The sequence below is a fragment of the Methanolapillus africanus genome, from assembly GCF_032714475.1.
Classification (GTDB): domain Archaea; phylum Halobacteriota; class Methanosarcinia; order Methanosarcinales; family Methanosarcinaceae; genus Methanolapillus; species Methanolapillus africanus.
This window is the reverse complement of record NZ_JAWDKD010000018.1, coordinates 182,473-205,049: the sequence shown is the minus strand read 5'-3', so window position 1 is coordinate 205,049 and position 22,577 is coordinate 182,473. Positions and strand designations below refer to the sequence as shown.

Sequence of the window (22,577 nt, the reverse complement as noted above, 5' to 3'; positions counted from 1 at the left end):
GTTATGGCGACAAATTTCGTTTAGACATGCGAATCTGTGGGTTGATTTTTACCGATGTCAAGAAAACCATCCCGATTAAACAGACGCGTTTCGCGTCTGTTTAATCGGATTCCGATGCTCGGAATTGGGAATTGCAACGCAGATGCAATCTGAACTGTCAACTGCAGGTACAAATCGGAATCGCAACACAGATGCAATCGGAACTGTAAACTGAAGGTACAAATCGGATCCGGAATCAGCTGTATTGTTGGAACCCGCCGTTACAATCAGCACATTCAAATGTCAATATCCTCCAACTGATCCGGATTCTCCAGAAGCAGCCGCGTTTCTTCTTGCGGTAATTCCTGTATTTTTTGAAGTTTACGGGTAATGTTTCTTGTTTTGGAATCCGCGTCGTCCAAAACACGGGCCGCTTCATCCAGTTTTGTCCGCGTTTTTTCAAGCAATGTTCCGAATTTGGTGAATTCGGTTTTGACGGCGCCGAGCAATTTCCAAACTTCGCCGGTCCGTTTTTCAACGGCGAGCGTTTTGAATCCCATTTGAAGGCTGTTTAAAAACGCCACCAATGTCGTCGGTCCGGCAATCGCCACTTGGTAATCGCGCTGAACGGATTCAAAAAGTCCGGGGCGGCGCAAGATTTCAGCGTACAGTCCTTCAATCGGAATGAACATGATCGCAAAATCCGTCGTATACGGCGGATTAATATATTTGTCCCGAATATCTTTCGCGTTTTTTCGAACGGCGTTTTCCACTTGCTTCGCATAATAGTCAATCTCGTCCGGGCAATTATCGTAGGCGTCAAGCAGCCGTTGATAATCTTCGATCGGAAATTTGGAATCAATCGCCAGAAGAATTGATCCGTTTCCGATTTTTCCGTCCGCTCCATCCCCGTTATCCTTTCCGGGCAGACGAATCGCGTATTCGACCCGTTCGGTGGTTTTGGGTTTGGTGGCGGCGTTTTTCTCATATTGTTCCGGGGAAAGGAATTGATCCAAAAGCGTCCCGAGCTGGATTTCACCGAACGTGCCGCGGGTTTTGACGTTTGTCAGCACCCGTTTTAAATCGCCGACGCCGACGGCGAGGGTTTGCATTTCGCCGAGGCCTTTGAACACTTCGTCCAAACGGTCGCTGATGCCTTTAAACGATTCATTGAACCGTTTCTCCACGCTTTCCTGGAGTTTTTCATCGACCACGTTTTTCATTTCATCCAATTTCTTGGCGTTGGATTCCTGAAGCTCCGCAATCTTTTGTTCCGTCAGGCCGCGAATTTTATCCAGCCGCTCTTCAATTGTTTTGTTGAGTTCAGCTTGTTTCAGTTCAAAACTGAGGAATTTACGGTCTTGGGAATCACTGAACGCGATAAACAAATCAGTGAGTTCCGCCCGATTTTGTTTGAGCGACATTCCCAGTTCTTCCCGGTTGACAACGAGGTCTTCGCGCATGCGCCGGTCCATGCCGGAAATTTCCCGCCCGACTTCATCCCGTACAAAAATCGTTTGTTCGCGAATGTCCGACGACAACGAAGTTGAGAGCGAATTTTTCAAATCGTCCAACATCCGGCTGTCTTCCAAATCCTTCGAATTAATTCGGTTTTTACGCGCTGCCGTTAAAAAAATGTTTATCAATAACAGAAATGCGATGAGTCCGAGCATTGCTAAAATTAAAGTGTCCGTGTCCATTTTGTTGCCTCAAAATGGAGGACGAAAGGAAATTATAAAGTCGTAATCCGCACGGAGTGAAAGTAATAAAACAAAAATGGGTAACGTGTGATTATGAAGAAAGAGAAAAGAAAAAAGAAAAACGACGTGTTTTATTCCGAAATAAAACACGTTCGTTGTTCTTGCCGGCGCCGCTGCCGTTTGAGAAATCCAGCGGAACCGGCTTAGAATAATGCCGGTTCAAAGGAACCGGCTTTTGTTTATTGTTTTTTGTTTATTATTTTTTAATTTTTATTCCGTACCGACCCACTCAAAAGACCGGATCGGCTCAATCGTTTTGTCCGTTTCGGCCGCAATCAAAATGACATGATCGCCGACGTTCAAAAGAACGACGCGGGCGTCGACTGAGGACGAAATGACATAGTATTTCGGGGCGTTATCCAGTTGGATGTAGTAGTGAGAGTTGCCGTCAATCACGGAAATCCGGATGTCTGACACAACGCCGGTGATGTTAGTGCCCCGGGTGGACACAGCTGTGGATCCCGAAGTTTGAGACAATTTTTGAATATAATTCTCTTCACATTCCGCCACCGTGTTGCCGGTTGCCACAATGTTGTAACTTCTCACGTTCACCATGGCGTATTGCTTGACGAGGCTCGAATAGTCTTTCATGGCCATGAAATAGGTCGGTTCGCCTGCAATGTTGAGCAGGAGCGGGAACGTGGCGTCGTAATTCAAGTGCTGAAGCGCGCCTTCGGCCGAGGCCATGGCGGAATATTCATGAGCGCCCGGAATCGAATAATACCGCGCGTCTTTCGTCCGCTGGTTGACCAAAACAAAACCGATGTTGGATTCGTCGTTGCTGACCGACGTAATGCCGGTGTACATGTAAACATCGTCGTTGAGCGCCAGATAGTTGTAGCCGTCCGTGGTCATCGTCACGCCGCGCTGTCCGAAAATCGAGTTGATGTAACCATCTTTGTAGCTGCCGTAGTAATCGTATTGCTCGATGATGAGTTCCGCCGGATATACGTGGTCGATCCATCTCGGAACATCTTGAGGCGCATAATAAACATGCTCGCCTGTGACCGCATTGATGAGAACAATACCGTCGACGTCGGTGCCGCCGAAAAGGCCAATCTTTTTGACCACTTTCGGGCAAACCCAATACGGATTTCCTTCTTCGTCCACTTCAAAAACCGGTGTGCCAAACATGTACGTCGGATAATTAAAACGGAGGTAGCGGTCGATGTTGCGGAAGAAATATTCCGACCGGGAATATTTGATGCCGTCGTCGAGCCGGACCACTTCGCCTTCCTGCGTCACCATGTCGATTTGAATATATCCGGGAATACCTTTTTCCCGGTTGTTGAGCCATTTGAAGACGTCGCCGTAAACCAGCGGCGTCACTCGGACCGGCCGGTTTTGGAAATTAATTTGCGTGTAATCAGGCGCCACTTCAAACTGAGACACCATGTCCGCCAATTCGCCGAGTTTCCGGTCGCCGAGGCGCTGCGCCGACGCTTTGTCGAGCCACGGAATTTGGTCGTATGAAATTTCCGCCACTTCTTCGCTGAAGTTGCCGGTTTCGATCTGAATCAGCTGCGTGTATTCTTGGGAGAAAATCAACGGTCCGGACAGCAAACTGCCGGCGACCACGATCGCGAACAAAGCAATAATAATCATGATCGGTGCGCTTTTTTTCCAATCGGATCTTTTGGGCGTTTTGTACACCGTTTCTTCATATTCGTACCGCTCGGTTGCGGACGGTTTTTTAGCGTCGTACGTGTCGTACGGATCTTTTGTGAAATTGTCGCGTTCCTTTTTTGCGTCCAAATCCAAAACCATCTTATAGGATCCGTCGTCCATCATCACTTTTTTAAATTTGACGCTGTTGCCGGCGCCGGATAAAATCAGACTGATGATCAAATAAGCGGCCGCCACCATGATGAGATACATGTAAAAAGCGGTGGACCGAAGATTAATCGCCGGCAAAATGAAATAAAAGATCGCAAAGGCGGCTATTAATGTGAGAACCAGGCTGAGGATAAAACGTGTGTTTTTATCAAGAGTCATGTCAAACCTCCAAACAATAAATTAAGAAGACGATTATGAAATCGAAACTAAAATCGAAACTAAAATAATAACAAAAGCATGATATAAATATGCAATTAAATTTCAATGCGAAAATACAAAAATGAAAATAAAAACGAATATTAAAATGAAAAAACAGGCTGCATTTTTGATTTATTTTATAAAAGCCGACGCCATAACGCGCGCGTCGGCGCAGCGCATACAGCAAACGCTGCAAGTCAATATCAGCAGATACAGTAACAATACTGTCCCAAATGTTATCCCGCAAGTTCAGACCTCTGAACGCCGAAGGCGTGAAGAGGGCGGAACTTGGCGGATTGCTATAAAATCAAATTAAGCCGGCAGCAGTTGCAGTTCCGTATTTTTAGATTCTGTGTTGCAACTGACAGTTGCTTATTTTTAAATTTCAGTTTGCATCTACAGGTGACTATTTTCAAATTTCAGTTTGCACCCACTGTTTCTAACAATACAGTTGCTTCCTAATCCGATTTTCAGCTCAGTGCTGCAAATTAGAATGCATCTCGCGGTATCCGTAAAATACAGATGCTTCGCATCTGATTTTACGGGGTGGTTTTCTTGGGATTATGAAATATCAGACTCAAACTAAAAAAATAAAAACACAAAAAAAGTGACCCTCGCGTTCTTGAAAATGCAAAAAGAAAATGTGTTGCCGTAACGCGCGCGCCGGCTGCCCGCGAAAAAACCAAAAAAAAGATAACATAAAAAAATCGGGACTGAAAAACCTCAGTTTTTCAATCCAATGTTAATTGAAACCGGTCCGGATTCGTCCGTTTCGTCATCTTCGTCGTCGTCTTCATCAGATTCGTCCGAATTCATTTGAATGGTCACGACCTTTTCTTCCGTTTTGGGTTTGGATTCAACCGGAATCGGTTTCTTCTCTTCTGCTTTTTCATTTTTAATCTTGCTGACTTTTGAGTCAAACGAGAAGTAAATGCCGGCCATCGCGATAATGATGGCTAAGACGACGCTGTAAACGAAATATTCGATCGGGAAGTTGTAATTCAATTCTGTAAGTGAAACGGACAGCACATAACTGCTGGCGCTCCAAAACAACAAAGTTCCTGAAAGCGTAAACAGCATTTCCGTGACCAAATCCGGATAATCCTTTTTGGCGCCGATCCGGTCGAAAATTTTGCCGATAATCCACAGGAAAATGGAGGCGGCATACCATAAAACGGCCCGTTTGATGAATAAGGACAGCATCGACACGACGCCGTAATAGTTGATGCTTTCCAGGTTTCCGGCGTCCCACACGCTCAAGCTTCCAATGACGGTTCCGACGACAAACGTCAGAATGGCGGCGATTGTTGTAATAAACGACAGGTGGCGCTTTTGAAACGCTTCCTTGAGGTCGTTCATGAAAACGGAAACGTTGTCGTCCATACCGTACGCACGCAAAATCATGTACAAACCGACGATGAAAAGTGTTCCGATGATGGCTAAGCCCGGATAGCCGGCGGCCATCGCGAGCGCATAAATAATCAGGGCCAGACCCAGCGGAACGAAGAATGTTTGAAGAAACTTCGGGTCGCGCAGGAAGTTTTTAATCATGTAGTAGGTGCTTTCCAGATTTTCGCTCTGCATCACAATAATCCGGCGCACGGAGTCGACTTTCATGCGGGACTGAACAATCGGGAGAAGAGATTCGTCTTCAGCGCCGTCCGAGACGAAAATGGCGCTTTTGACTTCCTGGCGCTTTAAAAATTCGTCGAGCTGGTCGGCGATTTTTTTGTCGGAAATGGTGCCGACGTTCTTGTCGCCGGCAAACGACACAATTTCGGCGTCGACGCCCAAACTGCGCAGTTCGTCCAAAATATGAATGCCGCCAAAAATCGTGTTCGTGTCCGAGTCTTCCGGATCGGCTGTCGCCAAGCTGACCGCCGCCGTAATATTGGCGCCGCGCCCGACCACGGGCGTAATCACTTTGGCTTTTTCCCCGAGGTCGTTGTCCCGGTCAATACAAATGACAAGCGTGTCCATCTTTTCAAATCCGAAATGTGTGAAAAATAATGAGAATGATTGAATTGGAATGATATTTATTGGAAATAAATGTAAATCTGATTTATTCCTAATATATTTATAGTTTGATACCGCGACATCCATCCGAAAATTGAACTTTTAAAAATCCGAGCACATTTTTTGGCGGGCGGCGGCGCGCGCGTTATGGCGATCATTTTTAATTTTGAGTCTTTAAGAACCGACGGATAATTTTTCGACGTCTAACAAACCATCCCGTAAAATCAAACGCGATAGCGTTTGTATTTTATGGATTCCCATCGGTTGGTACATTCCAATTTACGGAACAGATTGTATCAGCAGTTTACAGTTTTTAGCTTACGATTTGCACCTTACAGTTACTATTTTTAAATTTCAGTTTGCACCTACAGTTGACTATTTTTAGATTTGAACTTACCATTTACAGTTTAGATTTGTACCTGTCAATAACTGTTCTAATTGCATCTGCTGCTACTCTAATCTTATTTCAGTGAATTTCGAGAAAATCAAACGCAAAGCGTTTGATTTTTCGGGACGGCTTGCTTGAAGTTTATAAAAAAAGTTAAGTTATTAATTTGACTTCCGGAAATACCGGATTTCGTTTTTCCCGTCTCGAATCCTTTTGTCATTCAAAACTTGAATCAGATGCCGGGCGCAGTTGAGCTTTTTCTTTTTGAATGCCGAAACATCAGGATCTTCAAAATCAAATCCAAGCAGCGTAATGGTTTCGGCTTTAAACGCTTCTGCCAAAAAGACGCAACGGTCGCCGTCTGTGAATCCTCCGAAATTGTATATGTTATTTGGAGGACGGCACTGGCAAGTCGGAATCAAAACAGAATCTTTGGACGATTTCTGTTTCAAAATCGGGAGATAACGCGTCAATTTATCCAAATTGTCGCCGTGCGCGTGAATCAAAATGATTGCGCCTTTTGAATATGCGTCAATCTCAAAATCCACATCGTCTTCGTGCCGTCCGTCCAAATCCGTCACAATCACATTCGGACAGATGTTCAACTTCATCAAAACAGACGCGGCACCGTCGGCGGCGATGACGACCAGATCGGACGGTTTCTTTTGTTCGCGCAAAGACCACGCCTTCCATTCCTCTTTCAAAGACGGCGCATTTCCGCAAACGATGACTTCCCGTCCCCGAATTTCAAAAAGCGGCACGTCGGTTGCCGGCGGAAAATGTTGGCGCACATAATCCGATAAACAGGCGGCGGATTTTTCGTCGTTTTCTTTTGAAAAACCGAATACGGCTAGAATTTTATCGTAATAAGGCGCCCAATCTTTGAAGTTCATATCAATCAAATTTAATTTGTTCTACTATTATATTTCATTTATATATGCGGGATTTTATGAAACAGAATTATAATCCTCGTCTTTAAAAATCTGTCACTCTAAAAGTAACAGCACCATTATATATTTTGATAATTTTACTTGAATTTTTGTTTCTTCTCCTTGTTCATTCAAGGTTTTTTGGACACATTTCATATACGTTTAACGATTGATTAAATTCATTTCAATTTTAAATATAAAAATAAAACGAATGGAGAATCCGGATGATTGAACTCAGCCGCTATTTAAAGCCTTTCCGTTGGATTGTTGCGGTTTCGATCTTTTTGACATTTATTCAGTGTTTGACGCAGCTGTATTTGCCGAAATTGATGGCGGATATGGTGGACGTCGGCATTGTCGGCAACGACATGAACTATATCATCACCATCGGTCTTGTGATGCTTTTCTTATCCGCCGTCAGCATGGTCAGTTCGGTGGCGGCCGGTTATTATGCGTCTAAAGCGTCCGCCGGTTTTTCAAGAGACCTCCGGCGCGATATTTACACAAAAGTGGACAGCTTGTCGCTGGAAGAGTTTGAAAAATTCGGCACATCGACTTTGGTCACCCGAACGACGAACGACGTCAATCAAATTCAAAACGTTTTAATCATGCTGCTTCGTATTTTTGTGATGTCGCCGTTGATGTTTTTGGGCGGCGTTGTCATGACCGTTCTTGTGGATCCGGTTCTATCGCTCATCATTGTGGTGGCGATTCCGGTTCTGTTCGGCTTCATTTACATTATTATCCGCAAGTGCATGCCGCTTTTCAAGCAGACGCAAAAGAAGCTGGACCATCTCAGTTTAACGCTTCGGGAACGGCTGACCGGCGTCCGCGTGATTCGGGCGTTTAACAAAGAAGAGTCGGCCAACCAAAATTACCGGGACGCCAATGCGGATTTAACGGATGTTTCGCTGCGCGTCAACAAAATTTTGTCGTTTATCATGCCGGCCATGACGATTATCATGAACGTGACCGTCATCGGCGTTTTGTGGTTCGGCAGCTTCCGGGTTGCAAGCGGAAACATCAGCGTCGGCGACATTATGGCTTTTATTCAGTACGTGATGATGATTCTCTTCTCGGTCGCGATGACCGCTATGATTTTCGTGTTCCTGCCGCGCGCCAAGGTGTCGGCGGAAAGAATTATCGAGATTTTGGACGTGGATCCGAAAATCAAAGACAGCAACCTTGCGGGTGCCGAAACGAAATCGGATGCTGAAACCGAACCGGATGCTGAAACAGAAGGAATCAAATCCGGTAAAAAGTCGGCGCAAAAAGACGCGGTTGCACGGATTGAGTTCAAAAACGTGTCGTTTCACTTTGAAGATTCCGACAAAAACATTTTGGACAACGTTTCCTTTGCCGTTTATCCCGGCGAAACGGCTGCCGTCATCGGCGGCACCGGCGCGGGCAAATCGTCGCTCATCAACTTGGTGCCGCGGTTTTACGACGTGACCGGCGGCTCTGTTTTTGTTGAAGGCCGCGACGTCCGCGAGACGCCGCAGTCGGATCTCCGGCAAAAAATCGGATTCGTTCCGCAAACGGCTGTTCTGTTTTCGGGAACGGTGGCTGAAAATATCCGTTACGGTAAAAGCGACGCCACCGATGAGGAAATTTGGAACGCGCTCAAAGTCGCACAAGCGGACGATTTCGTTGGGAAGATGAACGATGGGCTTGATTCGTTTATTTCTCAAGGCGGCACGAACGTGTCGGGCGGACAAAAACAGCGTCTGACGATTGCGCGGGCTGTGGTCCGGCATCCGGATATTTATATTTTTGACGATAATTTCTCGGCGCTCGACTACAAAACAGACGCCAACCTGCGGCGGGCGCTCAAAAAGGAAATCAAAGACGCCGCCGTTTTGATTGTCGCCCAACGGGTCAGCACGATTAAAGACGCCGACAAGATTATTGTTCTGGATAACGGCGCCGTCGTCGGAATTGGAACGGATGACGAACTGATGAAAAGCTGTCAGGTGTATCAGGAAATTGTTGCTTCTCAGCAAATGAGCGCGGAGGTGGACGTATGAGCGCCGATCAAATGAGTTCATCGTCTCAAGCGCCGGGCGGCTCCTCCGGCGGCCGCGGTGATAAAGGCGGCGGATTTTACAAAGGCGGCCGTGGCGCTTTGAATATTCCGGCCGAGAAGCCGAAAAACTTCAAGAAGACATTCGGCCGGTTGATGCAATATCTGAAACCTTACCGCCTCAGCATCATTGTTGTGATTTTGGCGACGATTCTCAGCACCGTCTTTACGGTGTTGGCGCCGCTGCTCATCGGCGATGCCGTCAACGTTTTGTACGACGGCGTTGCGGCGTCTTCCGCCGGCACCGGCGGCATTGACGACAACGCGCTGCTTCGGATTATTTGGTGGCTGCTGGCGCTTTATGTAGCTTCCGCCTTGTTCGGTTATGTGCAGCAGTATTTGATGGCGGTTGTTTCTCAAAAGACGGTTTCGGATCTGAGAAATGATATCGGCGACAAGCTTTCCCGGCTGCCGCTCAAATATTACGACACGCACACGCACGGCGAAACGATGAGCCGGATTATCAACGACGTGGACACGATCAGCAACACGCTTCAGCAGAGTTTGATCCAAATGATCACGTCGGCGGTGACGATTCTCGGCATCTTTTTCATCATGCTTTACATCAGTCCGCTGCTCACACTGGTTTGTTTGATCACGATTCCGGCGTCCGCGTATTTGACGAAAGTGATCGCGTCCAAATCTCAGATTTACTTCCGGAAACAACAGGAACAAACGGCGCGCATGAACGGCCATATCGAGGAAATGTATACCGGTCACAAGATTATCAAGGCGTTCGGACGCGAAAAGGAATCTGCCGGGATGTTTGACAAAATCAACGACGAGTTGACTGTTGTCAGTCAAAAATCCCAGTTTATTTCGGGTATTGTGATGCCTGTTCTTTATTTCGTTCAAAACGTCGGTTATGTGGTCATTTGTATTTTCGGCTGCATTTTCGTTCTCGGCGGAACGATGTCCATCGGCAGCGTTCAGTCGTTTATGCTTTACTCCAAACAGTTCACGCAGCCGATTATTCAGTTGTCGGCCGTCGTCAACAGCATTCAGTCAACGGTCGCGGCCGCCGAGCACATTTTCCGTCTCCTGGACGAGGAAGAAGAAATTCCGGATCCGGCCCCGGCAAACGCCGTTCTTCTCCAAAACCCGGACGGCAACGTGTCTTTCGAGCATGTGAATTTCGGTTACGACAAAAACATTCAGGTCATTTCGGATCTGTCGCTCAGCGCCAAAAGCGGTGACATGATTGCAATCGTCGGTCCGACCGGCGCCGGCAAAACGACGCTGCTCAACCTCCTCATGCGGTTCTATGAAATCGAAGACGGGCAAATTTTGATTGACGGCGTCGACATCTCCAAGATGCGCCGCAGCGATCTTCGCAGCCTCTTCGGCATGGTTCTTCAAAACGCCTGGCTGTTCAACGGCACGATTCGCGACAATATCGCTTACGGCCGCGACAACGCAACGGAAGACGAAATAATCCGCGCCGCCCAAATGGCGCACGCCGATGGTTTTATTCGTTTGCTGCCGGACGGTTACAACACCATCATCAACGAGGAAGCGTCCAACATTTCGGAAGGCCAGAAGCAGCTGCTCACCATCGCCCGCGCGTTCCTGTCCGACCCGGAAATTCTGCTGCTCGATGAAGCCACCAGCAACGTGGACACGAGAACGGAGAGTTTGATTCGGGAAGCGATGGAAACGCTCATGAAAGGCCGGACGAGTTTTGTGATTGCGCACCGTCTGTCGACAATCAAAAACGCAGACCTGATCCTTGTGATGAACAAAGGAAAAATCATCGAAAAGGGAACGCACAAGGAATTGATGGACGCCAAAGGCTTCTATGCCGAATTGTACAACAGCCAGTTCTCGAATACGAATCTGGACGAGACGTTTGCTGAGGTTGAGCGGAAATTCAGTTCGAATGTGGTGACGGCTGTTTGAGCGTTGCCTCGTGCGCGCGCGTTATAGCGACACATTTCGTTTGAGTCATTAAAAATCATGGGTTGATTTTTGAAGATGTCAAGCAATCCCTCCCGAAAGATCAACCGAAAAATTCCGTCGCTTCGCTCGGAATTTTTCATGGGTTGTGTGAGGTTGTTTCCGTAAGTTCGCTGCGCGAATGGCTCCCTTCGGTCGCGGAAAATTAAGTCAACAAATTAAATGATGTCAAGCAACCCCTCCCGAAAAATCAAACGCTTTGCGTTTGATTTTATCGGAATCCGATGAAATGGGATTGGTACAGCAGTAACAATACAAACCGGATCAGAATCATCTGTATTGTCAGAAAACAGTAGATGCAAACCGGACCAGAAAACTTCTGTATTTTTAGAAACAGCAGGTGCAAGCTAAAATCTAAAAACAGTCACCCGTAGGTGCAAACCGGAATTTAAAAATAGTAACCTGTAGGTGCAAACTGAAATTTAAAAACAGTCGCCTGCAGGTGCAAACTGAAATCTAAAAAATAGTCAACTGCGGGTACAATCCGCTGCTGTAAATTATGTATCTTGCTGATGGGATTCCGCAAAATACAAACGCAAAGCGTTTGATTTTGCGGGGTGGTTTGCTTGGCGTTTGAAAAAACGTTTTTAATTTTGATGTTATTGTTCCGGTTTTGTTTTTATTTTCTACTTTGCAGCTGCTTCTGTAATCGTTTCTGTTCTTCTTTTTCCCGCAACAATTTTTCTTTGTTCGGCGCCTCTTTGAGTAAAAACGGTGCCCACGCTGTTTCCACGGCGTCCGCATTTTTTTCCCAATACAGCAGCCGGTCATAAAACCATTGACATTCTTTTTCTGTGACAGCATCCGCATCTTTCGGATCTGCCGCATAAATGAATGCGGTCAATCCGTAGAAAACGACGCCTAGCGCATGCGTTTCCACATGAACCGTCGCTGCGGCGTGTCCGGCGGCGCGCGCTGCAGCTTGTGCGGCCGGATCTTCGGCAACGGCTGCGGCCTTGTGCGCGGCCAGAATCGCTTTTTTGGCTTCCGGCATTTTTATCTCGCCTTTAGACCACGCCCGGACGACACTGAGCGCATCTTGCGGACGTTTGTCGTCGGGATACTTTTCCTCAAAAATCGTTAAAACGTGCGGCGCCGTATCCAATGCCCACAAAACCAAAGTCCGATGATTTTGTTTTTCAACCAATGACCGAATCGGCTGAATGCATGGGCTGTCTCGCGAAAATAATATCTTTTTCATAAATTCCTCCGTTTTCTTTCTTTTTTCTCTTCTTTTCCCCTTCTTTTCCCCTTCTTTCCCTCTTTTCTTTCCCTCTTTTCTTTCCCTTCTTTTCCTCTCTTCTTTCCCTCTTTTCTTTCCCTTCCTTTCCTCTCTTCTTTCCTGTTTTTTTTGAAACACAATAACATTTATAAGATAATAAGATATATGATCTTATATTATTTAATTCGTTAATTAATATATTATCTCTATATCATACTTAATTCGCTCACTCACACACAAGACGGTTTATTTAAGAATCAAAATGGGTTGAATGAATAAACTTTATAAACCATTGTCCTGTTTGTAGTTTATATTTATTGTCTTATTGTCCTTACTAAAAGGTGAATTTTGAAAAGGTGATTTTATGGCAGATTTCTCAAAATACTTGGGAAAGGAAGAGCGTGTGCTCAATTCCATTGATATGAAAGACGAAACCATTTTCGCAACCAACAACCCGGCAGCTGCCGAATGGAAAAGCTGGACGACCCTTGTTTTGACCAACAAACGATTCTTTTCGCTCAACAAAAAAAGATTAAGCATGCGCGAATTCCGGTTGGAAGACGTCGTGTCCACCGGCTGGGTTTACCACCCGCAGTGGGGCCGCATCATCGGCGCGGTCATTAACGTTGTCTTGGCGGCCATTATTCTTTACTTCGCCCAAGGCGCTGTCGATTCGCTCGTCAACTATCTTGTCGGGGTTTACGCTTACTACGACATTTCCTCTTATTCCCAATACATCGTCTACTTCCTGTATTTCATCGCCGCGCTTCTCTTGATCGGCGCGCTCATCGATGTTATTGCCTATTTCCTGTACAAACGGACCACCTTTTTGATGACCACCAAAGACGGGAAAGAATACAAATTCCTGCTCCGCGGCCGCGGCAGCCAAATAGACGACTTCAGAATGGCTGTTCAGGACGCCAAAGATTTGTACTTGGAAGAAACTGAAAACCGCTATTTCGACAAGATGAGATCGGTTTTGTTCAACCAATCCAACTACGAATACGCGCTCAACAACCAATCGCCGGAACAAAAAACCCAATTGCCGGGCGACAAAACGCAGCGCATTGAAAACAAAACCAAAACGATTGACGGCAGCAAAACCGGTCAAATCGAAGCCGCGGAAATCAAGCAGCTTGGCGGCCAAGCCGACGATTTCATGAGCCAGGTTAAAGTTGTGTTCGCAGAACTCGGTTTTGACATCACGACGCTTCAAAACGGCAAAGGCGCCGATTTGATTTTGACCGGCGAAGGCCTCAGATATGCCGTTTCCGTCGAAAGCCGGGACCGGATTGTGACCGCCGACGACGTCACCGAAATCGTTCAAGCGCGCGACTTCAACCGCTGCGACTTTGGAATCATTGTCGCGGAAGGCGATGTTTCCACAGACGTCCGCAACTTTGCGCAGCAAAACGGCATCAAAATCATCGGTCTCAACGACACCGACGGTTTGAGAAATTAAACTTTTAATTTAAACAAAAAAATGGCGGATTCGGTTTGACCGATTCCGCCTTTTTTTATTTATTTTCTTCTTGTTCTTTGATTTTTGTTTTTTTGCGGGCGGCGCCGCGCGCGTTATGGCGACACGTTTTTTTGAGTTTGAAAGCCGGCCAGTATTTTTAATTTAATTGATTTTGAATTTATTGTTTTTCTATCCGTTATCATTATATTCCATTCATCTGTATTTTTGCTCATGCTTCCGAAAGTTGCGATTCCGCTCAAACCGGACAACCCGAAGTCCAGGCTTTCTTGCGTTTTATCGGACGGCGAACGCCAAACGCTGCTTCAGCTGACGCTTGAACATGTCGTGACGGTTTTGAAAAACGCCGGCCTTCAGGATTTGGATCTTTTATCAAAATCACCGCTTCCGGAAACGCTTGAAAATTCAGTCCGAATTTCTTTTGAAGCCGGCCAAAACGGCCGAACCGTTTCCGTTTTAACGGACGAGCGGGATTTGAACACAGCCCTCAACTCTTATTTGAAAAATTCGGCGGATTGCCGTCCGATTTTGATTGTGATGGCGGATTTAGCGCTTTTGCGGCCGGAAAATATCCAAAAAATGATTGAGCCGATTTGTTCGGACAACACAAACGACAACAACGAAAACAACGACAACAGCCGTTTCATTCGAATCGCCCCCGGTAAAGGCGGCGGAACGAATATGATTTATATCGGCGCGCCGGATGTTTTTGAAGTCAAATATCACGGTCAAAGTTTTAAAAAACACATGGAAGAAGCAAAAATGTTGACTCTTCCCATGGAAATTTACGATTCATTTTACGCTTCTGTCGACATCGACGAGCCGGACGATTTGACGGAAATTCTCATTCATGGGGAAGGACGCTTGTGTGATTTTGCACGCCAAATTCTAAGCATTCAAGAAACAAACGGGCGAAACAAGTTCGAACATAAAGTATGATTTTTTCGTTTTTCGTTTTTTGTGTTTGTTTTTATTCATTTGGTCTTTTATTATTTTTATTGCCGATTTTCGTTCACTTCTTAAAAGGACGGGAACTTTTCCCTATGCACTCTACGGATTTGAGGGAAAAATCATATATAGCAGATATTGATTATAGAACATTTATTATTTCATATTATATTATAATTTTTTGTATTTTATTTAATTGTTGTTTTATTTCGTTAAGTCGATGCGAATCGTTTTCATATGTCTTTTTGTGAACCGGTTTGACGTTGGGTTGACGTTTTGTTTATTGTTGTTATTCTAAATATGAGTCGTGAGGCTCAAAAACCCCCGAACTTAGGTGTTAAACAGTGACAGTTACAATCAACCGAAATAAATGCGGCTATTGCGGCGCGTGTGTTGCGGTGTGCAGCACGCTTGCGCTCGATTTGAAAGAAGTCCGGATTGAAGTGGACGAAGAACTTTGCAATAGCTGCTTCATTTGCAAAAAAGTATGTCCGGTCGGCGCCATTGAGGTGAAAAAATGAGCGTTGAAATGAAAGACGAATATGATGTTGTCGTGATCGGCGGCGGCCCGAGCGGCGCGATGGCCGCAAAGTCCGCGGCTCTCGGCGGCGCTTCCGTTCTTCTCATCGAGAAGCGTCAGGAAATCGGAACTCCGGTGCGCTGCGCCGAAGGCGTCGGCAAGAAAGACATGGACCGGTTCTTGGACATTGGGCCTCACCTTATTTCTCAAAATATTCGCGGCGCCACGATTTTTGCGCCCGACGGAACGGCTTTGAAGCTTCAGGCGAACGAAGGCGAAATCGCCGGTTTTGTTTTGGAAAGAAAAGTGTTTGACCGCGCCATGGTCGAATCCGCCGCTAAAGCCGGCGCGGACGTTTTTACAAAAGCGACGGCCACCGGATTAATCATGGAAAAAGACACCGTTGTCGGCGTTAAAATTTCACGGTTGGGCGTTGACAAAGAAATCCGCTGCAAAATCGTCATTGGCGCCGATGGCGTCGAGTCCAAAGTCGGACGGTGGGCGGGTCTTTGTTCCGCGCTTAAATTAAGAGATATTGAGTCCGGCGTTCAGTTTATGATGACGGACATCGACATTGATCCTGAAAACATTGAGTTTTTCATGGGCAACCAATATGCGCCGGGCGGCTACGTTTGGATTTTCCCGAAAGGAAAGGACCGCGCGAACGTCGGGATCGGCCTTCTCGGCAACAAAGTCAAAGACGGCGGACGCCCGATTGATTACTTAAACGAATTCGTCAAGAAGAGATTCCCGGACGGTAAAATCGCTGAAATCAACTACGGCGGTATTCCGGTTTCCGGCGGTCTGGAAAAGATGTACGGCAAAGGCATTATGCTGGTCGGCGACGCGGCGCAATGCACCGATCCGATTACGGGCGGCGGCATTAAAAGCGGCCTTTGGTCTGGCGAGTTTGCCGGAAAAGTCGCGGCCGACGCTGTGAAGTCCGGCGACTGGTCGGAAAAGAGTCTGTCCAAATACCAGCGCGACTGGGAAAAGCTGTACGGCAAATACATGCGCGTCAACTTGGTTTTGAAAGACTATTATGTGGACATGACGGATGAGGAAGCCAACAAACTCGCGCACGAGCTGGCGAAACACGACTTCACCGGCGTCATGGAAGTGCCCGATTTGGTGAAAATCATCTCTAAAGTCGACAAAAAATTATTGCTGAAACTCGGAGCTGCTTACGTCGGATTCTAATCCGGCTTTCAGCTCTTCTTCTTTATTTTTGTTTTATTTTTTGATTTCTTCTTTTCTTTTCGTCTTTATTTTTGGTTTTTATCTTTCTCTTGAATCAATTGCCGGTGGTGATTTTATGAAATCCGAATACGATGTGATTGTCGTCGGCGCTGGTCCCGCCGGTTCCGTTGCCGCAAAGACGGTTGCGTCCGCCGGCTTTTCCGTTCTTTTGATTGAAAAAAGGCAAGAGATCGGCGTTTCGATCCGGTGTGCGGAGGGCACCTCCAAAACGGAGCTCCTGAAATTCATCGACCTCAACGACGAAGACGCGCCTGATTTTATTTGCGCCGAGCTTCACAAAGCGACCGTTCACGCGCCGGACGGCACGCATTTTTCGATTACAACGAAAATGTCGGGCATCGACGGCGAATCCGGCGTCATTCTGGACAGAAAAATCTTTGACCGCCATTTGGCGATGCTGGCTGGCAAAGCCGGTGCGGACGTTTATACAAAAACGGCGGCTATCGAATTAATCATTGAAACCGATGGTGCCGTTTCGGGTGTCAAAGTTTCCCGCCTCGGCAATGTTTTTGACGTTCGTTCAAAAATTGTCATCGGTGCCGACGGCGTTGAATCTTTGGTGGCAAGATGGTTCGGTCTTTCCGAATCCCTTCGCCTGAAGGATATTGAAACGGGTTTTCAGTATTTGCTTTGGGACGAAACCATTGATCAGACGCAGTGTCAGGTTTATTTGGGCGAACAGGTCGCTCCCGGCGGTTATGTTTGGGTGTTTCCCAAGGGCAACAACACAGCCAACGTCGGCATCGGTCTTTTAGGGTCGAAAACAAAAGAAGACGATGGCCGTTCGGTTGATTTTCTGGACCGTTTTGTTCAAAAAGAGTTTCCAAATGCGAAAATTATCGGCACGGCTTTCGGTGCCGTTCCCGTTTCAGGCGGTCTTGAAAAGATCGCCGGCAACGGCGTCATGATTGCCGGCGACGCGGCCGGACATTCGGATCCGATTACCGGCGCCGGCATTCGCAATGCGATGTATGCCGGTCAAATGGCGGGCGAAACCGCAATCCGGGCGCTGGCTGCCGGTGATTTTTCGGAACGGTTTTTGTCATCCTATCAATCGGAATGGGAAAAGACAATCGGCAAAGGTCTTCGACGAAATTTTAAAATCAAAGAAGCGTATGCGACGTGGACGGACGATGAAATCAATGCGATTGCCAAGATTGCGGCCGGTTTGCCGCTTGAAGATTTCGAGCTCAAGGAAGCCATGATCGCGGTTTTAAAGTCGGACAAAAAACTGCTTTGGAAACTTCGAAGTGTTTACGCGGATTTGATTAAGTCGGTTCTTTTTTGAGCGGGCGCCAGTATTTTTAACTTGAGCTTTTTTGAGCGGGCAGCTGCGCGCGCGTTATAGCAACACGTTCTCATGACTGTTTCAAAAAATGGGGATCGTTTTTGATTTTATGGACTCAGCTTTTATTTTTCAAATCATGCAAACCATCCCGCTTAAACAGACGCCTTTGGCGTCTGTTTAAGCGGATACCGCGCAAATTGGAATTGGAACAGCAGACCGTAGGTGCAGAACCGGAACAAGTAACAGGTGTATTGTTGGAAACGGCAGATGCAATCCAAATCTAAAAATAGTCACCTGTAGGTGCAATCTGAAACTAAAAATAGTGAACTGTAGGTGCAAACAGAATCTAAAAATAGTGAACAGTGGGTACAACTCAGTCCATACGAAATAAACTGACATCTAAAATCAGAAAGTCTGTTTTTCAAAAAACGCTTTTATATTTGGCGTGTGTTGCAATTGAACAGATTCAAAAAAAATATTATTTCAAAATATCAGGTTTTAAAAATGGCAGCTTCAAAGAAATCGATTCGTGTGATGGGATGCGGTAATTTGTGGATGGGCGACGATGGCGCCGGTATCCGTGTTGTTGAAAAAATGATTCAAATGAAAGAGGAAGGCGGCGTTTCATGTCTTTCGGACGTCGACGTCATTGACGCCGGCGTTTCGGGTTTGGATATGCTCCCCTTTTTGGAAGGTTTTGACAAAATCATTATCGTGGACGCGATTAAAAGCGGCGAACATCTCGGTTCGATTTTAAAAATCAAAGGCGAAGAACTTTTAGAAGGCGAAGGCGTCGGCCGGATGATGTCTTCTCACGATGTTTCCGTTCCGACGGTTTTGACCATCGCCCGCGAAGTTCAAGGTCTTCCGGAGATTGTGGTTTTCGGCATTGAAATCGGCAAACACGGCGAAGATGTCGAATTGACGGAAGATATGTGCCCGGAAGTCCAAGCGGCGATTGAACGTGTTATTCCGCTTATTATTTCTGAAATTGAGAACGATTTGAAAAATTGAAATTGATTTGAAAAACCGGTGCGGATTTAAAATATTGATATTGATTTGAAAAATTGATATTAATTTGAAAGACTAAAATTGATTTGAAAAATTGAGATCGAAGAACTGATCCAATCAATGTGAGAATTTCTATGGCGGATTCTATCGTTTACAAAAAAATATTGATCAAAGGCGTTGTCCAAGGTGTCGGCTTTCGTCCGTTCGTTTACCGGATCGCTTTGGATCACCACATTTCCGGGCACGTGATCAATCTGGGAAATTTGGTCGAGATCGCTGCCACCGGAAAATCTGTTGATTTTGATTCTTTTGTTTCGGATTTGACGACAAAAAATCCGCCGCTTTCCCGGATTGACGACCTTGAAATTGTTGATTTTGAGGATTTGTCTTTGAAATACGCGGCATCGTTTTCGATTTCCGAAAGCCATGCTGCCGCTGAAAACGATGCCGAATCCGGCGCCGGAAATTCCATTATTCCGCCCGATACCGCCATTTGCGCCGACTGCTTGTCTGAACTGAAAGACAAAAACAATCGCCGGTACATATATCCGTTTACGGTTTGCACCAACTGTGGTCCAAGGTATACGACGGTCAAAAAATTGCCGTACGACCGTGAAAACACAACGATGGACGACTTTCCGCTCTGTGACGCCTGCCAAAAAGAATACACCAACGTTTCCGACCGCCGCTACCATGCGCAGCCGGTTTGCTGTCCTGACTGCGGTCCCAAACATGCCTTTCAAAAATCGACGTCGGATCCGTCCTGCAAAATCAACGATCCGATTTCTTTCGGCAACGACGCGCTGAGGGACGCCGCCAAAGCCATTGACGATGGTTTTGTCGTAGCCCTCAAAGGATACGGCGGTTTTCATTTGGTCTGTGACGCGTTTTCAGAATCGGCTGTTTCAACGCTGAGAAAACGCCTCAACCGTCCGGCGCAGCCGTTTGCGGTCATGGTGAGAAGTGAAGCGGCGGCTCAAAAAATTGCCGACACAAACGACCCGAAAAACGAAACGCTTGTCTCCCTTTTCCGAAATTTCAGACGCCCGATTGTCGTCTTTGATAAATCAAAATCATACCCCTTGGCGCCGTCAGTCGCGCCCCGTCTTCACAATATCGGCGTTATGCTGCCGTATTCCGGAACGCACAACGTTTTATTCGAGTCGCTGAAAACGGATTGCGTCGTGATGACGTCCGCCAATTTGCCGGGATTGCCGATGGTGGTCGACAACGATGAAGCGATTCTCGAATTGTCGAACGTTTGCGATTTCTTTTTGTTCCACAATCGGAAAATCGAAAACAGAACCGACGATACCGTGATTCGAACCGTGGCCGGCGAGCCGGTCTTTTTACGCCGGTCGCGCGGTTTTGTTCCTGAACGTATCCGTCTTCCGTTTTCATCGAATGCGGGCGTTGCGGCTGTTGGTGCTGAAATGAACAATACCATGTCGTTTGCCAAGGATGGAAATGTCTATCTGTCGCAGTACATCGGCAACACCAAACACGTCAAAACCGCCAAATACCATGCCGACGCCTACGAAACGCTCAAACGGCTGACCGGTATTCGTCCGTCCGTTTTCGCTTGCGATTTACATCCCGAATTTAACACGACGAAATTTGCGGAAGAAATTTCAGAATCCGATTCCGAATTCAATTCCAAACTCAATTCCAAACTCAATTCCAAACTCAATTCCGAATCCAATCGTGACAACCGCCTCTTCCGGATTCAGCATCATCATGCGCACATTTGTTCCGTCATGGCCGACAACATGCTTCCGATTGACTCTGAAATTGTCGGAATTGCCATTGACGGCGTCGGTTACGGCGACGATAAAACAGTTTGGGGCGGCGAAATTCTCCGGTGCGGCTACACCTCTTACGAACGAATGGCGTCGCTGGCGCCGCAGCCGATGCCGGGCGGCGATTTAGCGTCTTATTTTCCGTCGCGAATGGTTTTTGGAATGCTTTACCCGTATGTGAAAAGCGGACAAATTTCTAAAGAAGATCTTTTTGATTTGAATCTTTATTTCAAACACGGCAACGATGAGAAAAAAATGGTGTTGTCGCAATTGGACAACAATTTTAATCTCGTGATGTCGACAAGCACCGGACGCGCCCTTGATGCGATTTCAGCGCTTCTCGGATTGTGTCAAACCCGAACCTACGACGGCGAGCCGTCAATGGTTTTGGAATCGGCGGCTGCCGCCGGACTTCTTGAATCGCCGGATCTGAATTATTTCGTTCCGCAATTCAAAGACGTTGACGGACGGCCTGTTTTGGATACGAGCGCGTTGATGTATGCTGTCCTTTTGGAAATAAATAAGCCGGAATCCGGCCACCGTTTTTCCGTCAACGAACTGGCGGTTATGGCTGTTCATTCGCTTTCACTCGGAATCGCCATGCTGGCCGCGGACGCTTGCGACAAAACCGGAATATCTGTTGCGGGAGTTTCGGGCGGCGTCGCAAACAACGATTACATTGTTTCCGTCATTTCCGATTATTTGAAATCTCGGGGCGTCACTTTCCTGACGCACAAAAACCTGCCCCCGGGAGACGGCTGTATTTCTCACGGACAGGCGGCGATCGCCGTTGCGCGTCTTTTGGCGGAATCGAACAAAGAATGAATCCTTTTCGTTGTCGTCAGTAATTCCGGACGGTGGCTTTGTAAAGGATTTGATTGTGGGAGACGTCAATCACGGTAATTTCCAAAGATTCTCCCTGAACAATCAAGTTTCCCGCCGGTTTTTTTGAACTTTTGGACACCGGATATTCCAACACAGCAACTTGACTGCTGCCGATGTTGGCAATCGCAACCGATTCACCGATGCCGATCGATTCTTTTTTCAAATTTGACAGATTGACTTCAGTGCTGCCGGCAAGTATTTTCAGATTCGATACATCCAAAGAGGCGCCGCCGATGTGTTCCAGACGAACGACGCCGTAAGATGTTGTCCCAACATCCGCTTTTTCATACCGTGCGCTCATACTGACCGGCGGCGCGGGTTTTTCAAATTCGTAGCTGAGAACTTCCGAGCCCAAATAACCGGCCATGATGACGGTAATCGCGAGAAGCATCAGGACGCCGACGACAGGCGAAATGCCGCGTTTGTCGCGCAAAAAATTTGGCAAACGGTTTTGTTGATTGTGTTTGTTTGATTGTGAATTTTGTTTTTTGTGTTTTGTTTTCGTTTGGGGAATGGTTTTTAATTTCATAGTCAAGAACCTCCAAAACAAAAAAAAGGCGGATGTTTATGAATCTTTTTAAATAATTTGGAATTGTATCCGATTTAAATAATAAAATCGAAAGAAATGAAAATGAAAAAGAAAAAATAAGGGAAGAATAGAAAAAGAAAGAGAAGAAAAAAAGAAGATAAGAAAATAATAAAAACGAATAGAAAAAAGAATGAAAAACCAAAAATCTGTTTCAGAATAACCTTTAAATACAATCATTATGATTATTCGTTGCTTAATTTGGTTTTTCTTATACTTTTCACATTCGGGAAAATCAATCGACCGGACAAATTCCGATATTTTCTTCATTTTCGTTGTGCGAGGGTTGTCGAGCTGGTCAAAGGCGCTGGACTTAAGATCCAGTTTCGAAGGAATTCATGGGTTCAAATCCCATCCCTCGCACTCGATTTTTAATTTCATATCCGTTCTCTCCTCTATTTTCATCTTCTGTTTTCAATTTTCGTTGCGTTGT

17 protein-coding genes and 1 tRNA gene are annotated in these 22,577 nt (G+C 46.4%); 11 read left to right on the top strand and 7 right to left on the bottom strand.

What is annotated here, in order from left to right; all coding sequences use genetic code 11:
* Nucleotides 1-275 precede the first annotated feature (275 nt).
* Both MsAg5_RS05490 and MsAg5_RS05485 read right to left on the bottom strand, forming a co-directional pair.
* On the bottom strand, nt 276-1,679 hold the full coding sequence (locus MsAg5_RS05490; protein ID WP_338099619.1) for a DNA recombination protein RmuC: 1,404 nt from the start codon (nt 1,677-1,679) through the stop codon (nt 276-278).
* Between the two features lie 270 nt (nt 1,680-1,949).
* The gene (locus MsAg5_RS05485; RefSeq protein ID WP_338099618.1) at nt 1,950-3,734 is read right to left on the bottom strand and encodes a hypothetical protein; all 1,785 of its coding nucleotides are present in this window, start codon (nt 3,732-3,734) and stop codon (nt 1,950-1,952) included.
* 121 nt (nt 3,735-3,855) lie between these two features.
* Here MsAg5_RS05485 and MsAg5_RS05480 point away from each other — a divergent pair, with 121 nt between their 5' ends.
* A complete protein-coding gene (locus tag MsAg5_RS05480; RefSeq protein ID WP_338099617.1) occupies nt 3,856-4,089 on the top strand; it encodes a hypothetical protein in 234 nt (77 codons plus the stop codon).
* A gap of 407 nt (nt 4,090-4,496) precedes the next feature.
* Here the strand turns inward: MsAg5_RS05480 and MsAg5_RS05475 are convergent, their stop codons facing one another.
* Both MsAg5_RS05475 and MsAg5_RS05470 read right to left on the bottom strand, forming a co-directional pair.
* Nucleotides 4,497-5,753: a DUF373 family protein gene (locus tag MsAg5_RS05475; protein WP_338099616.1), complete on the bottom strand. Its 1,257-nt coding sequence runs from the start codon at nt 5,751-5,753 to the stop codon at nt 4,497-4,499.
* Nucleotides 5,754-6,338: 585 nt separating this feature from the next.
* Nucleotides 6,339-7,070: a 6-hydroxymethylpterin diphosphokinase MptE-like protein gene (locus MsAg5_RS05470; protein ID WP_338099615.1), complete on the bottom strand. Its 732-nt coding sequence runs from the start codon at nt 7,068-7,070 to the stop codon at nt 6,339-6,341.
* Between the two features lie 260 nt (nt 7,071-7,330).
* Between MsAg5_RS05470 and MsAg5_RS05465 the strand changes: the two genes are divergently transcribed.
* Nucleotides 7,331-9,133 (top strand): ABC transporter ATP-binding protein, encoded by a 1,803-nt coding sequence (locus MsAg5_RS05465; RefSeq protein WP_338099614.1) that lies wholly within the window; start codon nt 7,331-7,333, stop codon nt 9,131-9,133.
* Nucleotides 9,130-11,088: an ABC transporter ATP-binding protein gene (locus MsAg5_RS05460; RefSeq protein WP_338099613.1), complete on the top strand. Its 1,959-nt coding sequence runs from the start codon at nt 9,130-9,132 to the stop codon at nt 11,086-11,088. The genes MsAg5_RS05465 and MsAg5_RS05460 overlap by 4 nt, the downstream gene beginning before the upstream one ends.
* Nucleotides 11,089-11,764: 676 nt before the next feature.
* Here the strand turns inward: MsAg5_RS05460 and MsAg5_RS05455 are convergent.
* Together MsAg5_RS05455 and MsAg5_RS05450 are read right to left on the bottom strand one after the other, a co-directional pair.
* Complete coding sequence (locus MsAg5_RS05455) at nt 11,765-12,346, bottom strand: putative immunity protein (RefSeq protein WP_338099612.1); 582 nt, start codon at nt 12,344-12,346, stop codon at nt 11,765-11,767.
* Complete coding sequence (locus tag MsAg5_RS05450; protein ID WP_338099611.1) at nt 12,343-12,513, bottom strand: hypothetical protein; 171 nt, start codon at nt 12,511-12,513, stop codon at nt 12,343-12,345. Before MsAg5_RS05450 ends, MsAg5_RS05455 begins: the two co-directional genes overlap by 4 nt.
* Nucleotides 12,514-12,731: 218 nt before the next feature.
* Here MsAg5_RS05450 and MsAg5_RS05445 point away from each other — a divergent pair, with 218 nt between their 5' ends.
* The 7 genes from MsAg5_RS05445 (at nt 12,732) to hypF (ending at nt 21,498) form a co-directional block, all read left to right on the top strand.
* Nucleotides 12,732-13,829 (top strand): restriction endonuclease, encoded by a 1,098-nt coding sequence (locus MsAg5_RS05445; RefSeq protein WP_338099610.1) that lies wholly within the window; start codon nt 12,732-12,734, stop codon nt 13,827-13,829.
* A 231-nt stretch (nt 13,830-14,060) separates the two neighbouring features.
* Complete coding sequence (gene cofC / locus MsAg5_RS05440; RefSeq protein ID WP_338099609.1) at nt 14,061-14,786, top strand: 2-phospho-L-lactate guanylyltransferase; 726 nt, start codon at nt 14,061-14,063, stop codon at nt 14,784-14,786.
* 353 nt (nt 14,787-15,139) lie between these two features.
* A complete protein-coding gene (locus tag MsAg5_RS05435; protein WP_338099608.1) occupies nt 15,140-15,316 on the top strand; it encodes an indolepyruvate ferredoxin oxidoreductase subunit alpha in 177 nt (58 codons plus the stop codon).
* Between the two features lie 8 nt (nt 15,317-15,324).
* Nucleotides 15,325-16,515 carry a geranylgeranyl reductase family protein gene (locus MsAg5_RS05430; RefSeq protein WP_338099769.1) on the top strand — a complete coding sequence of 397 codons (1,191 nt, stop codon included), beginning with the start codon at nt 15,325-15,327 and terminating at the stop codon, nt 16,513-16,515.
* A 115-nt stretch (nt 16,516-16,630) separates the two neighbouring features.
* On the top strand, nt 16,631-17,863 hold the full coding sequence (locus MsAg5_RS05425) for an NAD(P)/FAD-dependent oxidoreductase (RefSeq protein WP_338099607.1): 1,233 nt from the start codon (nt 16,631-16,633) through the stop codon (nt 17,861-17,863).
* A 504-nt stretch (nt 17,864-18,367) separates the two neighbouring features.
* Nucleotides 18,368-18,877, top strand: coding sequence for a hydrogenase maturation protease (locus MsAg5_RS05420; RefSeq protein WP_338099606.1), 510 nt, complete (start codon nt 18,368-18,370; stop codon nt 18,875-18,877).
* 131 nt (nt 18,878-19,008) lie between these two features.
* The gene (gene hypF, locus MsAg5_RS05415) at nt 19,009-21,498 is read left to right on the top strand and encodes a carbamoyltransferase HypF (protein ID WP_338099605.1); all 2,490 of its coding nucleotides are present in this window, start codon (nt 19,009-19,011) and stop codon (nt 21,496-21,498) included.
* 16 nt (nt 21,499-21,514) lie between these two features.
* Here hypF and MsAg5_RS05410 read toward each other — a convergent pair whose 3' ends face one another.
* Nucleotides 21,515-22,003, bottom strand: a complete 489-nt coding sequence (locus tag MsAg5_RS05410; protein WP_338099604.1) for a type IV pilin domain-containing protein — start codon at nt 22,001-22,003, stop codon at nt 21,515-21,517.
* A gap of 420 nt (nt 22,004-22,423) precedes the next feature.
* Here MsAg5_RS05410 and MsAg5_RS05405 point away from each other — a divergent pair.
* Nucleotides 22,424-22,507 (top strand) — tRNA-Leu (locus MsAg5_RS05405).
* Nucleotides 22,508-22,577 lie beyond the last annotated feature (70 nt).

Excerpts from the sequence above, each read along its gene's own strand:
- MsAg5_RS05490 (WP_338099619.1), bottom strand. The coding sequence starts at position 1,679 with ATGGACACGGACACTTTAATTTTAGCAATGCTCGGACTCATCGCATTT.
- MsAg5_RS05485 (WP_338099618.1), bottom strand. The coding sequence starts at position 3,734 with ATGACTCTTGATAAAAACACACGTTTTATCCTCAGCCTGGTTCTCACA.
- MsAg5_RS05480 (WP_338099617.1), top strand. The coding sequence starts at position 3,856 with ATGAAAATAAAAACGAATATTAAAATGAAAAAACAGGCTGCATTTTTG.
- MsAg5_RS05475 (WP_338099616.1), bottom strand. The coding sequence starts at position 5,753 with ATGGACACGCTTGTCATTTGTATTGACCGGGACAACGACCTCGGGGAA.
- MsAg5_RS05470 (WP_338099615.1), bottom strand. The coding sequence starts at position 7,070 with ATGAACTTCAAAGATTGGGCGCCTTATTACGATAAAATTCTAGCCGTA.
- MsAg5_RS05465 (WP_338099614.1), top strand. The coding sequence starts at position 7,331 with ATGATTGAACTCAGCCGCTATTTAAAGCCTTTCCGTTGGATTGTTGCG.
- MsAg5_RS05460 (WP_338099613.1), top strand. The coding sequence starts at position 9,130 with ATGAGCGCCGATCAAATGAGTTCATCGTCTCAAGCGCCGGGCGGCTCC.
- MsAg5_RS05455 (WP_338099612.1), bottom strand. The coding sequence starts at position 12,346 with ATGAAAAAGATATTATTTTCGCGAGACAGCCCATGCATTCAGCCGATT.
- MsAg5_RS05450 (WP_338099611.1), bottom strand. The coding sequence starts at position 12,513 with ATGTTATTGTGTTTCAAAAAAAACAGGAAAGAAGAGAGGAAAGGAAGG.
- MsAg5_RS05445 (WP_338099610.1), top strand. The coding sequence starts at position 12,732 with ATGGCAGATTTCTCAAAATACTTGGGAAAGGAAGAGCGTGTGCTCAAT.
- cofC (WP_338099609.1), top strand. The coding sequence starts at position 14,061 with ATGCTTCCGAAAGTTGCGATTCCGCTCAAACCGGACAACCCGAAGTCC.
- MsAg5_RS05430 (WP_338099769.1), top strand. The coding sequence starts at position 15,325 with ATGAAAGACGAATATGATGTTGTCGTGATCGGCGGCGGCCCGAGCGGC.
- MsAg5_RS05425 (WP_338099607.1), top strand. The coding sequence starts at position 16,631 with ATGAAATCCGAATACGATGTGATTGTCGTCGGCGCTGGTCCCGCCGGT.
- MsAg5_RS05420 (WP_338099606.1), top strand. The coding sequence starts at position 18,368 with ATGGCAGCTTCAAAGAAATCGATTCGTGTGATGGGATGCGGTAATTTG.
- hypF (WP_338099605.1), top strand. The coding sequence starts at position 19,009 with ATGGCGGATTCTATCGTTTACAAAAAAATATTGATCAAAGGCGTTGTC.